This is a genomic window from Novosphingobium lindaniclasticum LE124 (assembly GCF_000445125.1).
Classification (GTDB): domain Bacteria; phylum Pseudomonadota; class Alphaproteobacteria; order Sphingomonadales; family Sphingomonadaceae; genus Novosphingobium; species Novosphingobium lindaniclasticum.
Genome location: NZ_ATHL01000100.1, coordinates 1 through 13,849, shown reverse-complemented (window position 1 = coordinate 13,849; position 13,849 = coordinate 1). Strand labels below are relative to the sequence as shown.

At 64.7% G+C, this 13,849-nt stretch carries 10 protein-coding genes and 4 tRNA genes; 6 read left to right on the top strand and 8 right to left on the bottom strand.

What is annotated here, in order from left to right; translation table 11 throughout:
* The first annotated feature begins 11 nt into the window (after nucleotides 1-11).
* Nucleotides 12-88: transfer RNA gene (locus L284_RS39670), tRNA-Arg, on the top strand.
* A gap of 98 nt (nucleotides 89-186) precedes the next feature.
* Here the strand turns inward: L284_RS39670 and ribH are convergent.
* Genes ribH through L284_RS39655 form a run of 3 tightly spaced genes read right to left on the bottom strand, consistent with a single transcriptional unit; the run spans nucleotide 187 to nucleotide 2,777 of the window.
* Nucleotides 187-606: a 6,7-dimethyl-8-ribityllumazine synthase gene (gene ribH / locus L284_RS39665; protein WP_021234939.1), complete on the bottom strand. Its 420-nt coding sequence runs from the start codon at nucleotides 604-606 to the stop codon at nucleotides 187-189.
* Between the two features lie 4 nt (nucleotides 607-610).
* The gene (gene ribB, locus L284_RS39660) at nucleotides 611-1,915 is read right to left on the bottom strand and encodes a 3,4-dihydroxy-2-butanone-4-phosphate synthase (RefSeq protein WP_021234938.1); all 1,305 of its coding nucleotides are present in this window, start codon (nucleotides 1,913-1,915) and stop codon (nucleotides 611-613) included.
* Between the two features lie 58 nt (nucleotides 1,916-1,973).
* Nucleotides 1,974-2,777 carry a crotonase/enoyl-CoA hydratase family protein gene (locus tag L284_RS39655; RefSeq protein ID WP_021234937.1) on the bottom strand — a complete coding sequence of 268 codons (804 nt, stop codon included), beginning with the start codon at nucleotides 2,775-2,777 and terminating at the stop codon, nucleotides 1,974-1,976.
* Between the two features lie 137 nt (nucleotides 2,778-2,914).
* Here L284_RS39655 and L284_RS39650 point away from each other — a divergent pair, with 137 nt between their 5' ends.
* Nucleotides 2,915-3,766 (top strand): zeta toxin family protein, encoded by an 852-nt coding sequence (locus L284_RS39650; protein ID WP_021234936.1) that lies wholly within the window; start codon nucleotides 2,915-2,917, stop codon nucleotides 3,764-3,766.
* Here the strand turns inward: L284_RS39650 and L284_RS39645 are convergent.
* Nucleotides 3,757-4,842 carry a YihY/virulence factor BrkB family protein gene (locus tag L284_RS39645; RefSeq protein ID WP_021234935.1) on the bottom strand — a complete coding sequence of 362 codons (1,086 nt, stop codon included), beginning with the start codon at nucleotides 4,840-4,842 and terminating at the stop codon, nucleotides 3,757-3,759. The genes L284_RS39650 and L284_RS39645 overlap by 10 nt on opposite strands.
* Before the next feature lie 106 nt (nucleotides 4,843-4,948).
* Here L284_RS39645 and L284_RS39640 point away from each other — a divergent pair, with 106 nt between their 5' ends.
* The 4 genes from L284_RS39640 (at nucleotide 4,949) to L284_RS39625 (ending at nucleotide 12,211) form a co-directional block, all read left to right on the top strand.
* Complete coding sequence (locus L284_RS39640; protein ID WP_021234934.1) at nucleotides 4,949-7,291, top strand: autotransporter assembly complex protein TamA; 2,343 nt, start codon at nucleotides 4,949-4,951, stop codon at nucleotides 7,289-7,291.
* Nucleotides 7,291-11,574 carry a translocation/assembly module TamB domain-containing protein gene (locus tag L284_RS39635; RefSeq protein ID WP_021234933.1) on the top strand — a complete coding sequence of 1,428 codons (4,284 nt, stop codon included), beginning with the start codon at nucleotides 7,291-7,293 and terminating at the stop codon, nucleotides 11,572-11,574. Before L284_RS39640 ends, L284_RS39635 begins: the two co-directional genes overlap by 1 nt.
* Nucleotides 11,574-11,780 (top strand): hypothetical protein, encoded by a 207-nt coding sequence (locus tag L284_RS39630; protein WP_040713722.1) that lies wholly within the window; start codon nucleotides 11,574-11,576, stop codon nucleotides 11,778-11,780. The genes L284_RS39635 and L284_RS39630 overlap by 1 nt, the downstream gene beginning before the upstream one ends.
* Nucleotides 11,781-11,890: 110 nt before the next feature.
* Entirely contained in the window at nucleotides 11,891-12,211 is a 321-nt protein-coding gene (locus L284_RS39625) for a PilZ domain-containing protein (protein ID WP_152524703.1), read from the top strand.
* 59 nt (nucleotides 12,212-12,270) lie between these two features.
* On the opposite strand, the gene L284_RS39620 is transcribed toward L284_RS39625, so the two are convergent.
* The 4 genes from L284_RS39620 to rodA all read right to left on the bottom strand — a co-directional run bounded on the left by L284_RS39620 (nucleotide 12,271) and on the right by rodA (nucleotide 13,776).
* Nucleotides 12,271-12,346 (bottom strand) — tRNA-Lys (locus L284_RS39620).
* A gap of 28 nt (nucleotides 12,347-12,374) precedes the next feature.
* A tRNA-Lys gene (locus L284_RS39615) sits at nucleotides 12,375-12,450 on the bottom strand.
* 25 nt (nucleotides 12,451-12,475) lie between these two features.
* Nucleotides 12,476-12,551, bottom strand: a tRNA-Lys gene (locus L284_RS39610).
* 112 nt (nucleotides 12,552-12,663) lie between these two features.
* Complete coding sequence (gene rodA / locus L284_RS39605; RefSeq protein WP_031342650.1) at nucleotides 12,664-13,776, bottom strand: rod shape-determining protein RodA; 1,113 nt, start codon at nucleotides 13,774-13,776, stop codon at nucleotides 12,664-12,666.
* Nucleotides 13,777-13,849: the final 73 nt, after the last annotated feature.

Here is a 13,849-nt window from a genome sequence, read left to right as displayed (position 1 = left end):
CGCGCTCGAGTGCGCCCGTAGCTCAGCCGGATAGAGCACCAGATTCCTAATCTGGGGGCCATGGGTTCGAATCCCGTCGGGCGCACCATCCTTCCGAAGGATCGCAAGCTCGTCGGACCGGCCCGGTTCCGGATATGAAAATGCCCGCGAATGCGGGCATTTTCATCAGTCCAACGGTCTGGGATATCAGCCGAACTTTTCCTTGAGCTCGTAGAGAGCGATAGCGGCCTTGGCTGCTTCGCCGCCCTTGTCCTTCTGGTCCGGCTCTGCGCGAACGAGCGCCTGTTCCTCGTTTTCCACGGTCAGGATGCCGTTGCCGATGGGAATGCCGTCCATCGTCAGGGCCATGATGCCGCGCGCGGATTCGCCTGCGACGATTTCGAAGTGGTAGGTTTCGCCGCGGATGACCACGCCGATGGCGACATAGCCGTCATAGTCGCCGGTCGAATCGGCCATCGAGATCGCGGCCGGGATCTCCAGCGCGCCCGGCACGGTGATGACTTCCCCCTCGTGACCGGCCGCTTTCAGCGCGGCCTTGGCACCGGCGATCAGCTTGTCGTTCAGGTGGTCGTAGAAACGGGCTTCGACGATGAGAAAACGGGCCATGTCATTACGCTCCTTCGGGGGCGGTGATGGGGCGCTCGCCAGCGATGTTGAGGCCGTAGCCTTCCAGCGCGACGAGCGAATGATGGGTGTTGGTGAGCAGGATCATGTCGTGGATGCCGAGCTCCGCGAGGATCTGGGCGCCGACGCCGTAGTCGCGCAGTTCCTCGAGATCGGGATTTTCGCCGGCGCGAACCTGGTGCTTGATGTCCATGACGCGCGAGATGGCACCCGTCATCTGACGGTTGATGACGACGATCACGCCCGCGCCTTCCTCCGCGATCATCTCCATCGAATGATGCAGCAGATCGCTGCGATCGCTGGATTCCTCGCCGAAAACGTCAGTGAACATCGACAGGGTATGCATGCGCACTAGCGTCGGCTTGGCCGGATCGATCCTGCCCTTGATCAGGGCCATGGTCTCTTCGCCCGTCGCCTTGTTGAAATAGCTGCGGGCCAGCCACTGGCCGCCGTAGCGGCTCTGGAAGGTGATCTCGTTCTTCTTTTCGACCATCCGGTCATGACGGCGACGATAGGCGATGAGATCGCGGATCGTACCGATCTTGAGATCGTGGATGCGGGCGAAGGCGATCAGGTCGTCCATGCGCGCCATGGTGCCGTCGTCCTTCATGATCTCGCAGATCACGCCCGACGGGTTGAGGCCGGCCAGGCGCGAGATGTCGACGGCGGCTTCGGTATGCCCGGTGCGGACCAATACGCCGCCGTCACGGGCGCGGAGCGGGAAGACGTGGCCGGGGGTGACGATATCGGCCTTGGTCTTGCTGCCGTCGATCGCCACGGAGATGGTGCGGGCGCGATCTCCGGCCGAAATGCCGGTGGTGACGCCTTCGCGGGCTTCGATCGAGATCGTGAAGGCGGTTTCGTGGCGCGTACCGTTATGCTGGCTCATCAGGTCGAGGCCGAGTTCCTCGACGCGCTGGCTGGTGAGCGTCAGGCAGATCAGTCCGCGGCCGTGCGTCGCCATGAAGTTGATCGCCTGCGGCGTTGCCATCTGTGCCGGGATGACGAGGTCGCCTTCGTTCTCGCGGTCCTCGTCGTCGACCAGGATGAACATGCGGCCATTGCGAGCTTCGTCGATGATTTCCTCGATGGGCACGAGCACAGGGCGATCGTCGTTCGAGAGCAGGAAGCGTTCCAGCTTGGTCAAGGTGTCGGCCGTCGGATTCCAGTCCTGCTCGGTGCAGTCTCGCAGGGTATTGGCATGAAGCCCGGCAGCGCGGGCGAGGCCGGCCTTGCTCATGCCGCCTTCATTGACGAGCTTGCGGACCTGTTCGATCACGTTACCAGCCATTGCAATCATCCACTTCACATTTCGATGTGATCGCCATATGAACCGATCACATCGAAATTCAAGCCCCTTTGAAGTTGGGCGGCCGTTTTTGCAGGAATGCCGCGACCGCTTCGGCATGATCCTGCGTCCCGTGCGCCGCCGCTTGCATCGCGGCCGCAATCTCCAGCACCGTCGCAAGATCGCCACGGTGGCTTTCCCATAGCAGGCGCTTGGTCATGCGCACCGCATGGGACGGGTTGGCGGCGATGCGGCGGGCCAGGGCGCGGGCCGAGTCCATCAGTTCATGATCCGGTACGACTTTCGAGACGAGACCGCAGGCCAGTGCCTCCGCCGCATCGATCATGTCCCCGGTCAGAGCCATTTCCGCAGCTTTCGACCAGCCGACGATACGCGGCAGCAGCCACGATCCGCCGTCTCCCGCTATCAGGCCGATCTTCACGAAATTCTCCGCGAAGCGAGCGCTTTCCCCGGCGATCCGCAAGTCGCACATGCAGGTGAGGTCGCACCCCGCGCCCACCGCCGCGCCGTTGACGGCGGCGATCACCGGCACTTCCAGCGCCGCGAAGGCGAGCGGGAGGCGCTGGATTCCGCGTTTGTAGTTGATACGCGTGCGAATGGGCGTTCCGCCATTGACGTTGCCGCCCGGCTTCATCTCGTTGATATTGCCGCCGGACGAAAATCCTTTTCCGGCCCCGGTCAGGATGGCCACTCGGGCCGCGCCATCGTTCTCCAGCCGGTCAAGTGCGCCAAGCAGGCCCTCGATGACTGCGGGATCGGAAATCGGATTGCGCATGTCGGGCCGGTTGAGCGTCAGGGTGACGATGCCTTCGTCATCGATGTCGTAGAGTACGGCTTTGTCCATGCGTGCTTGTTCCTTCTCCCTCGCGTGCGCGTGCTTTAGCAGCTTGGCGCAAGGGGACCAGGGGGCAGGGGCAGGGGGAGGAGCAGGGGGCGACGCATGCTCTTGCAAGCCCCGCGCCCCTCGCCCAAACGGGAAGGATGCGACGCGACGATCACGACGAGAGCAAGACAAAGGCGGATCCGAAGCTCGTGGAGGCGGTGTTCGGCCAGATCCGCTCGGCGCTGGAAAGGCATCGGCATCGGCCTGTCGTGATCGGGATCTGCGGAGCGCAGGGCGCGGGGAAATCGACGCTAGCGGCGGCGGCGGCGCAGGCCTGCACGCGGCAGGGATTGAACGCGGCCGTGCTGTCGCTCGACGATCTCTACCTTACGCGGGACGAGCGGCAGGTGCTGGGGCGAAGCGCGCACCCTTTGCTCGCCACGCGCGGGGTGCCGGGAACCCATGACGTCGCGCTCGGCCTCGAAACCCTCGACAGCCTGGAAGGTGGCATGCCGACGGCGCTGCCCCGGTTCGACAAAGCCACCGACGACCGGGTGCCGGAGCGGGACTGGCCCATCGTCGCCCCCGGCTGCGACGTCCTCCTTTTCGAAGGGTGGTGTGTGGGCGCGTTCCCGCAGCCGGCGAACGAACTGGCAAGACCTGTAAACGCGCTGGAAGCGGAGGAGGACGGAGATGGGCACTGGCGCCGCGCCGTCAACGACGCCTTGGGCGATTGCTACCAGCGCCTCTTCGCGCGGCTCGACCGCTTGATCCTCCTGGCGGCACCCGGCTTCGAGGTGGTCCATGGCTGGAGGCTGGAGCAGGAGCGCGGGCTTGCCGCAGCGCCGGGACGGAAAAGCGTGGCGCCGATGGATGAAGCTGAAATCGCTCGCTTCATCGCCCATTACGAGCGCCTGACGCGCTGGATCCTGACCGAAATGCCCCGGCGCGCCGATCTGCTCGTTCGCCTCGGCGCCCAGCGGCAGGTCCTCGATATCCGTCAGGGCTGATCGGTCTGGCGGCGGACCTGTTCGGCCCGGCGGCGCTTGTGGCGCTCCAGCTCGGATGCCTTGGGTACGCGGTTGTCGATCAGATCGGCCAGGACGGCGCCGCGTTCTCCGGCAGGCAGCGCCGGACCGATGGTCGTATCGCAGAAGGTCTGCCGCTCGATCTCGGCATTGACGAGGGCGCCCAGCAGGACTCCGTAGGCCGAGAGGTACAGCCACATGAGGAATACGACGATCGCGGACAGAGAGCCATAGGTCGCGTTGTAGTCGCTGATGTAGGCGACGTAGAGCGAGAATCCAAAGGACACCGCGATCCACAGGATCGTCGCCAGCAGCGAGCCGGGCGCCAGCCAGCGCCATTTCGCAGGGCTGCGGTCAGGTCCATAGCGCATGATCAGCGCGAATCCTGCGCTGCCCAGCGCGATCGCCGCGATCCAGGTAAGCCATTGGAAGAGGACGGCCGTAGCGTCTCCGAGGAACACGCTGGTCTGCGTTTGCAGCCAGGCGAACACGCCGCCCGAAAGCACGCCGGTCAAGGCGATCAGCACTGCGGAAACCGTCAGGCCCACGGCGCGAAGCGTCAGGGAAATGGTGCCGCGCGTTTCCCGTTCCTCGTTGATGATATTGAGCGCGCTGATCATGCCGTTGGCGGCGCGCATGCCGCCGAAGATGGCGAAGAACAACGCGATGAGCAGGGCGAAGCCGGTGACGCCTCTGCTGGTCGTGACGATCTGCACCAGCTGCTGCTCCAGCATGGAGGCGACTTCGGGCGGAACGACCTCGACGATACTCTGCATCTGCGCATGGACGGTCCCGACGTCGCCGATCAGACCGTAGATCATCACCGTCGCGCCGATCAGCGGCGTGAGCGCAAGGAAGCAGTAGAACGCCAGTCCCGCAGAAAGCAGGCCCAGCTCGTGGAAGCCGCTCATGACGTAGACGCGCTTGACGATTTTCCACCAGGCTCGCCCAGGGATCTGCCAGGGCGCATTGGCATCGGTGCCGAGTTTACCGGATTCCGATCGAGCCGACGTCTGGGTCTTTGCGGCCGCTGCGGCTATGCCTTCTTCAGATTTCATCGCTTACCCACTTGCGGCAGGGAACTTTCGCTGTTGCAATGCGATAGGGTATTCCACGAGGTGGCCTGTTGCCCATTCTCGACAGGGGGTTTACATCGCGCTGCTCATGCCTTGGCTAATCGATCAAAAGCCGGCTTGTTCCCTTTCGCTGCGCGACGGTGCGGGACTGGCCACGATTTCCCTGCTGCTCGCGTTGTCGGCGGTGCCGGCACACGCGCAGAACCAGCAGGGGGCGCAATCTCCCGGGACGGATCAAGCCGTCCAAACGGTTCAGTCCGCCAGCCCGGGCACGCAAGCCGGTGTGCCGGACGACGATCGGGTCCAGGCCGGCAAGTTGGCAGTCCCGCCGGTGCCTGCCGATGTCGCTCTGCCCGAGGTGAAGCCGGTCATCCCTGACGACGAATTCAACAATGCCATTCCCGCGCTCGGCAGCCAGGACGATCCCGAGCTCGGCAAGCCTCTCGAATCGATCGAGGCTTTCGAGCGGCGGATGGCGGCCGATCAGGCGGACACGAAGCCGCAGGACGGCCAGGCGGCGCCGCTCGGCGATCCGGCTCTGGCCGACGGAGATGCTGCGGAAGAGATCGGCGATGCGCCGGTTCGCGACACCGAGTTGAATGCGGCGCTGCCGCCGATCGATCAGTTCGAAGTGACGCCGGTTCAGTTCGCCGAAAAGGCGGAAGATACGAAGGACGTCGAAGTCGCATACCAGACCCGGATCGAGGGTCTGGATAATCCCGATGACGAGACGGAAACCGATCTGAAGAGCGAGTTCCGCTCTCATTCGGCCTTGAAGAAGGGGGATGGCAAGGCCGCGAACCTCGCCATGGTGAATGCCCGCCTGAACGAGGACGCCACGCTGATGCAGACGGTGCTGGCCTCGGAAGGCTGGTACTCGCCGATCGTCACCACCCGCGTCGATCGAACACCGGACGGTGCGGAAGGTCCGCCGCTGGTCGCGGTGATCAAGGTGGTGCCGGGCAAACGCTATTCCTTCTCGGATATTGTCGTGAAGGCCGATCCCACGGTGCCGTCTGATCTCATCGCTAAGAACCTGGCGCTCAAGGTCGGAGAGCCGATCATCGCCGAGCGGGTGCAGGGTGCCGAGGCGCAAGTCGCGCTCGCGCTGCCCGAGAACGGCTATGCCTTCGCCAAAGTGGGCGACCGGGACATTCTGCTCGACCAGGATACCGCCGAGGGCGTCTATACCCTGCCGGTCGAGGTCGGACCGCGCGGCCGTTTCGGTGGCTTCACCACGGACGGCGACCTGGCGTTCGACGCCAAGCACATCGATGTGCTGGCCCGCTTCAAGCGCGGCGAACTCTACGACAGCCGCAAGGTCGACGACTTGCGCAAGGCCCTGGTCGCGACGAGCCTGTTCTCCACTGTCTCGGTGGAGCCGCGCAAGACCGGTGAGACGGCGCCCGAAGGCACGGAGTACGTGGATCTGCATGTCCAGCAGGACGCCGGGCCGCCGCGAACGATCGCCGGTTCGCTAGGGTACGCTGCAGGCGAGGGTATTACCGCGCAGGCTACCTGGACTCATCGCAACATGTTCCCGCCGGAAGGGGCTCTGATCGCGCGAGCCATCGCCGGTACGCGGCAACAGGGTGCGGGCGTCACCTTCCGCCGCTCCAACGCCGGCAAGCGGGATCGCACGCTGGAAGTCGTGGCCGAGGCGTTCCACAACGACTACGACGCCTACAGCGCCTATACCGGTCGCCTGGCCGCCCGTGTCGCGCGCGATTCCACGCCGATCTGGCAAAAGAAATATACCTACGCCTTTGGTGTCGAACTGCTGGCGACGGCGGAAACCGACTACAACCGCAACACCGGCCAACGCGACCGCAAGCTGTACTATGTCGCCGGCGTCAATGGGCAGGTCGGCTTCGACCAGACCGACAGCCTGCTCGATCCCACCAAGGGCTTCCGCCTGACGACGCTGGTTCAGCCAGAAGCGACGGTCCGCAAGGGTTTCGATCCCTATGTCCGGGCGCGGATCGACGCATCGGCCTACTATCCCGTCATGGACAGCCTGGTCCTCGCCGGCCGCCTGCGTTTCGGCACGATTCAGGGAGCGGGTCTGTTCGATATCGCCCCTTCGCGGCGGCTCTATGCCGGCGGCGGCGGCTCGGTGCGCGGCTATGCCTATCAGGCGCTGGGCGAACAGGCGGCGGACGGCACGCCGGTTGGCGGCCGCAGTCTCAACGAGGCCTCGGTCGAGGCTCGCTATCGCTTCGGCAACTATGGCATCGTCGCTTTCGTCGATGCGGGGCAGGCTTATCGCGAGACGATGCCGCAGTTCAACAACTTGCGCTACGGCGTGGGCATCGGCGGCCGTTTCTACACCAACTTCGGCCCGGTTCGTCTGGATATCGCGACTCCGGTCAACCGGCAGCCGGGTGAATCCCGCTTCAATCTCTACGTTTCGATCGGGCAGGCATTCTGATGTCGGACAATGACACCATGATCCCGGCCGACGAGCCCCAGAACGACGCCGGAGTGGGGCAAGCCGCCCCCCCCGCCGAGGCGGCAAGGCGGAAGCCGTCGCTCTGGCATCGCGTGCGGATCCGCGCGCTCAAGACCGTCGTCGGGCTCGTTCTCGGCGTGGTCGTGCTGGTCGCCGCCGTCATTTTCGGCATCGATACCGGACCCGGTCACCGCTTCGTCGCCGAGCAGATCGCCGGTTTGCAGTTCGAAAACGGCATGCGGATCAAAGTAGGCCGGATCGAAGGTTCGCTCTATAAGCGGATGACGCTTCGCAACCTCTCCGTCAGCGATCCCAAGGGCGAGTTCCTGTTCTCGCCGGAAATCGACGTGGACTGGCGTCCTTTCGCCTATCTCAGCAATCATGTCGACGTGCGCAGCGCCGCAGCGCAGAGAGTGATCCTGCGCCGCGTTCCTCAGTTCAAGCCGACTCCGCCCAGCGATGCGCCGCTATTGCCGGACATCGATATCGACGTGGGCAGGTTGCGGATCGATCGCTTCATCGCCGAGCCGCCGGTGTCCGGCGATCGGCGCATCGTCACCATCGACGGCAAGGCGCACATCTCGGATGGCCGGGCGCAAGTCACGGCAAAGGGCGGCACGATCGCCATCGAGGGCAAGGAAGGCGGAGATCGCTTCAACCTGCTGGTGGATGCGGTGCCTTCGAGGAACCGGCTGGCCCTCGACGTTGACCTCGACGCGCCCGCGAACGGCGTCATCGCCGCCTTGGGCGGTCTCAAGCAACCGCTGCGGCTGAAGCTCGGCGGCAAGGGCGATTGGAAAGCCTGGAACGGGAATCTGGACGCCCGCCTGGGTGATGGCGAACTTGCCAAGTTGAGCCTTGCCGCGCGTGACGGAACCTTCATGATCAAGGGGCCGACCCGTGTTGCCAGCCTGGTGACGGGGCCTACAGCCAACCTGCTTGGGCCGATCACCAATCTGGACATCACCGCAGCGCTGGATCAGCGCCGCGCCACGGTGACCGGGCGCATCTGGAGCGACGCATTCACTCTGACGCCCAACGGAATCGTCGACCTTTCCGCCAACAGCTTCGAAGACCTGAAACTCGATTTCGCGCTGCTGAAGCCGGCGGCGATCGCGCCGAACCTCAGCGGCGCCGGCCTCACCGCATCGCTGGCGCTGGACGGCGCTTTCACGACACCTAAGGTCGCCTATCGCATCAATGCTGCCCGGATCGTCATGAACGACATGGGCCTCGAACGCCTGACCGCCAGCGGCGCGGCACGAGTGGACGCTGACAAGATCCTGATCCCCGTCGCCGCGCAGGTTCAGCGGATAACCGGGCTGGATACCGTGGCCGGTGGCTCGCTGGCGAATGTCAGGCTGAACGGCGATCTGGCGATAGACGGCACGCGGGTCCTGTCGGACAACATGCGCCTGCGTTCCGATCGCATCGATGCCGGGCTGATCCTCGTCGCAGACGTCAGCAAGGGGTTCTACACGGGAGCGATCGACGGCAGGATCGACAACTACCGGCTCGACAGCGTCGGCATCTTCAACATCAACACCAACATGGACCTCAAGAGCGAGGGCAACGGCTTCGCTTTGGAGGGTACCGTCCGCGCGCGTTCGACCAGGTTGCTCAACGACACGCTCAAGACGTATCTGGGCGGCAATTTCGCCGCGTCGACGCGCGTCCGTTATGGACCGGACGGTGTCGTGCGGTTTTCGTCGCTGCAATTGAATGCGCCGGAACTCAAGGTGCGCGGCGGGCAGGGCAGCTGGTCTCCCAATGGCCGCATCTCGCTGGCTGCGAAGGGCAGTTCCACCCGTTATGGCAACATCGGCGTGCGGGTGACCGGCACGATCGCCAATCCTGACGCCCATGTCACCGCCGAGCGCCCCGGTCTGGGCATCGGCCTTGCGAACCTCGACGCGCGGATCACGGGAATTCGCGGCGGCTACCGCTTGGACATGACGAGCGACACCGACTACGGGCCGCTCAAGGCTGACGTTTCGCTCGGGCTCGGCTCGCAGGTGTCTGTGGACATCAACAGCGCAAACCTGGCCGGCGTCGACTTCGCGGGCCGCATGGTCCAGACCAAGGCCGGCCCGTTCGCGGGGCAATTGACGGCCAATGGCAACGGTGTCGGCGGGGCTCTGCGCCTGGACGCCGAAGGCAAGTACCAGGCCGTCGATTTCAACTTGCGCGCGAAGGACGCCGTGTTCCCGGGACCGGCGAACCTCGCCATCGGTTCCGCGATCATCGATGGACGCGCCGTCCTCTATGACAAGCCCGCCGTGGTCGCCGATGCGCAACTGGCCGGCACCTCCTTTGGTGCGGTCGAGATCGCCGCCGCACGCGTGCTCGTGGATTACCGCGACGCGCGCGGCAAGGCCAAGGGCCTGATCGAAGGCGTGAGCGGAGTGCCGTTCCGCGTGGGCCTCAATGCCGATCTCACGCCGGAAGTCTGGCGTGTTGCCTTGCAGGGCCGCGTGCGCGGTCTGGCGCTGCAAACCCAGTCTCCGGCGCGGATCGTTCCAAAGGACGGTGGCTACGAACTTCTGCCGACGACCATCGGTTTTGGTTCGGGAACCGCGAAAATCGCAGGCACTTACGGCGAGGGCATGAAGATCCAGAGCCGCCTGGAGAACGTCGATGTCGCGCTCGTGAACGCCTTTGTTCCGGGCTACGGCCTGGGCGGCAAGGCCAGCGGCAGCTTCGATTTCGAACAGAGCAGCTCCACCGCGTTCCCGCGCGCCGACGCCCGGATGAGCCTGGTGAATTTCACGCGCACCAGTTCCAGCACGGTAAGCCAGCCCGTGAACATCAACTTCGTCGGCAAGCTGCTCCCCGATGGGGGGGAAGCCCGCGCGGTGTTCCGCAAGCAGGGCAGCGTCATCGGCAGGCTGGTCGCCAGCCTTCGTCCGCTGCCGCCGGGCGAGGGCGCCTGGACCACGCGCCTGCTGCAGGCGCCGCTTGGCGGCGGCATCCGCTACAACGGGCCTGCAGACACGTTGTTCTCCTTCGCCGGACAGCCGGGCCAGACCCTGACCGGATCAGTCGGCCTGGCGGCGGACTTCTCCTGCCGCGTGTCCGACCCCTGCATTACCGGCCTCGTGAAGGGCAAGGATCTGACCTACGAGTACCAGGCTTACGGTACGCGGCTTTCCAACATGACCCTGGATGGCAAGTTCAGCGGCAATTCCTTCGAACTGACCTCTTTGAACGCCAATGCGGGCAGCGGCACCGTCAGCGCCAATGGCCGTCTGAGCCTGGCCGCGGACGCGGGCTACCCGATGGATCTCAATGTCAAGTTGGACCGGGCAAGGCTTGCGCGCAGCAACTCGCTTTCGGCAAGCGCCACCGGATCCCTCAACCTGACCAAGCGGGCCGGGGAAACGGCCTTGCTGTCCGGCGACTTGCGCTTGCCGGAAACCCGATATGAGATCGTGCGGCAGGGCGCCGTCGATATCCCGCAGCTGACAGGTGTTCGTTTCAAGCCGAAGGCGGGACCGACCCGCGTGACGGGCGACGAACCCGCCCCGCAGATCTCCAGCGCGTTCTCTTCCGTGCGCCTCGACCTGCACTTGCGCGCGCCGGAAAAGCTCTACGTGTCGGGCATGGGTCTCGAATCGGAGTGGAGCGCCGACTTCCGACTGAGCGGCACCAGTTCGGCCCCGAGCATGGCCGGCGAGGTCAAGCTGGTGCGCGGTACGCTGGGCTTCGCAGGCCGGTCGTTCGAGCTTTCGGACGGCTTGATCTCGTTCAACGGCGGCCAGACCATCGATCCGACGGTGGCGATCACGGCGACCGAATCGATCGACGATGTGGACGTCACCGTCGCCGTCACCGGCCGGGCGTTCAATCCGCAGATCGAGTTCAGCTCCGTGCCGAGCCTGCCACAGGACGAAGTCCTGTCGCGGATCCTGTTCGGCAGTTCGATCGAGAACCTTTCGGCGATCCAGGCCGTCCAGCTCGCGTCCTCGCTCAATTCGCTGCGGGCGACGGGCGGCGGCATCAATCCACTGGGCAAGCTGCGCTCGGCGGCGGGTATCGATCGCCTGCGCATCCTCGGTCCCGACGAGGCGAGCGGACGCGGAACGGCGCTGGCGGCCGGCCAGTACCTGACGGATGATATCTACGTCGAACTGATCACCGACGCGCGGGGCTTCACCGCCACGCAGCTCGAAGTCAGCGTGACCAAGTGGCTGTCGGTGCTCAGCCAGGCCGGCGGATCGGGAGTCAACAGCCTCAACCTGCGCATCAAGAAGGATTACTGATGCGGCGAGGTCTCATGGCCGTGGCAGGCCTGGTTGCCCTTGCCGCCTGCCGGCAGGAGCCGACATTCGAAGAGCGCTACGACAAGGCCAGCGAAACGATCCGCCAGCGGGCCAAGAGCATCGATGCGCAGATCTCGGCCACCGGAGCGCCCGCTTCAAGCGCTCCGGCGGTCAAGGTCGAACTGGATGACGGCGGCGCGCTTTAGCGATTTCCGGAAGCGCAACCTCGGGTTTACCACTCGGCGCTAGGATCTCTTCGAAGCAGCGCGGGCGCCCGGCGGGCGACCATCTGCAGATCAAGAGGAAGGACGTTTCGGTGCGCGACGATTGCGGCAGGTTGCATCCCCGGCATGAGGTTCTGCTGGAAGCGAGGTGCCGCAAGTCGAAATGGCATGTCTTCGCGGTGGAGCTTGCCGATATTTCCGAGGGCGGCTGCTGCTTCGCCGGCGCTGCGGAAGACTTCGTTCCGGCCCAGCGCGTGGCCCTGCGCATGGCGCATCTCAAGGCGATCGAGGCGGAAGTGCGCTGGATAAGTGGCGGCCGGGTTGGGGTGGTCTTCCTGACACCACTGAGCCGCGAGGCGATCGATGACCTGGCGCGGCACTACGGCATCCCGTCCGAGCGGCAATGGCGCTAATAGCTTCGGCTTTGCACGAGCGGAGTGCAGTGTTCTTCGATGGAATGGGAAGGGGGCGGTGGTGGACGCACTTGGGCTCGAACCAAGGACCCGCTGATTAAGAGTCAGCTGCTCTACCAACTGAGCTATGCGTCCACACGCGTTGCCGCGTAAGGTACGGAAATGGTGGACGCACTTGGGCTCGAACCAAGGACCCGCTGATTAAGAGTCAGCTGCTCTACCAACTGAGCTATGCGTCCACACGTTTCCGCGCAAGGACAGGAATGGTGGACGCACTTGGGCTCGAACCAAGGACCCGCTGATTAAGAGTCAGCTGCTCTACCAACTGAGCTATGCGTCCACATTGCCCTGACCTGGGCTGCCATACTGGAAAGTCTTGGTGGACCTACCCGGCGGCGGAGAGGCTCCTATAGCGTCTGTTTTCAGGATGGGAAGCGGAAAAATCGACTTTTTTAAGAGAATGATCCGGGGCGGCGATTCCACCGGTTCACGGCCATGAGCGTGCCGAGGCAGATCATGTTGGTCAGCATCGAGGTGCCGCCATGGCTCATGAAGGGAAGCGGGATACCGACCACCGGGGCAAGGCCCATGACCATCATGAGGTTGATAGCCACATAGAAGAAGATCGTCGCGGCCATCCCGGCGGCCAGAAGGTTGGAAAAACGGTCCGGCGCGCGCCGCGCCACGCGCAGACCCCAGGAGAGCACGACCGCGAAGACGAACAGGACGAACAATCCGCCCAGCATGCCCCATTCCTCCGCCATGGTCGCGAAGACGAAGTCGGTGTGCGATTCGGGGAGGTACTGGAGGTGGCTCTGAGAGCCGTTGCCGAAGCCCTTGCCCAGGAACCCGCCCGAGCCGATGGCGATCTTGGACTGGGTGATGTGGTAGCCGGTACCCAGCGGATCGCTTTCGGGATCCAGGAACACCAGCACACGGTTGCGCTGATAATCGTGGAGCAGGGTGAAAAAGGCGATCGGGGCGGCAATGCCGGCAGTCAAGCCCGCGCCCACGAACCAGGACACCGGCAGCCCGGCAAGGAACATCGTCACGACTCCGCCGAAGCAGATCGCCAGGGCGGTACCGAGGTCCGGCTGAATCATGACGAAAAGGGCCGGAATGCCGATCAGCACGCCTGCCGGCACCAGTCCGCGCCAGCTTGCGGTCATGGCATGCGGTAACGTCTCGTAGAAGCGGGCTAGCACCAGCACGATGGCCGGTTTCATCAGTTCCGAGGGCTGGAGCGTCATGAAGCCGAGATTGAGCCAGCGCTGGCTACCGCCGCCGACGGCGCCGATCGCCTCGACCAGCACCAGCAGAACGACGACGGTGCCGTAGACCGGGTAGGCCGCCATGCGGAAGAAATCACGGCTGAACCGCGAGATGACGATCGCCATGCAGAGGAAAATGACGAACCGCATCGCATGACTTAGGGCGTAAGGCTGGAGGCTGCCGCCCGCCGCCGAGTAGAGCACCGCCGCGCCCAGAGTAACGAGGCCCGTCAACGGGATCAGCATGTGCCACGGCTGCCGTGCGATGGCGTCGGGAACGATCGACCGGGTGATCATTGCGCAGGGCCTTCGCTGCTGCCGGGGGTGGGCGGGGAAGAGGGACGCGCCGTGGGTGCGGCGGCGGGGG

Bases quoted from the DNA above. Each gene is read 5' to 3' on its own strand.
- L284_RS39640 (WP_021234934.1), top strand. From the start codon at position 4,949: ATGCCTTGGCTAATCGATCAAAAGCCGGCTTGTTCCCTTTCGCTGCGC.
- L284_RS39655 (WP_021234937.1), bottom strand. From the start codon at position 2,777: ATGGACAAAGCCGTACTCTACGACATCGATGACGAAGGCATCGTCACC.
- L284_RS39650 (WP_021234936.1), top strand. From the start codon at position 2,915: ATGCGACGCGACGATCACGACGAGAGCAAGACAAAGGCGGATCCGAAG.
- ribH (WP_021234939.1), bottom strand. From the start codon at position 606: ATGGCCCGTTTTCTCATCGTCGAAGCCCGTTTCTACGACCACCTGAAC.
- L284_RS39645 (WP_021234935.1), bottom strand. From the start codon at position 4,842: ATGAAATCTGAAGAAGGCATAGCCGCAGCGGCCGCAAAGACCCAGACG.
- L284_RS39635 (WP_021234933.1), top strand. From the start codon at position 7,291: ATGTCGGACAATGACACCATGATCCCGGCCGACGAGCCCCAGAACGAC.
- L284_RS39630 (WP_040713722.1), top strand. From the start codon at position 11,574: ATGCGGCGAGGTCTCATGGCCGTGGCAGGCCTGGTTGCCCTTGCCGCC.
- ribB (WP_021234938.1), bottom strand. From the start codon at position 1,915: ATGGCTGGTAACGTGATCGAACAGGTCCGCAAGCTCGTCAATGAAGGC.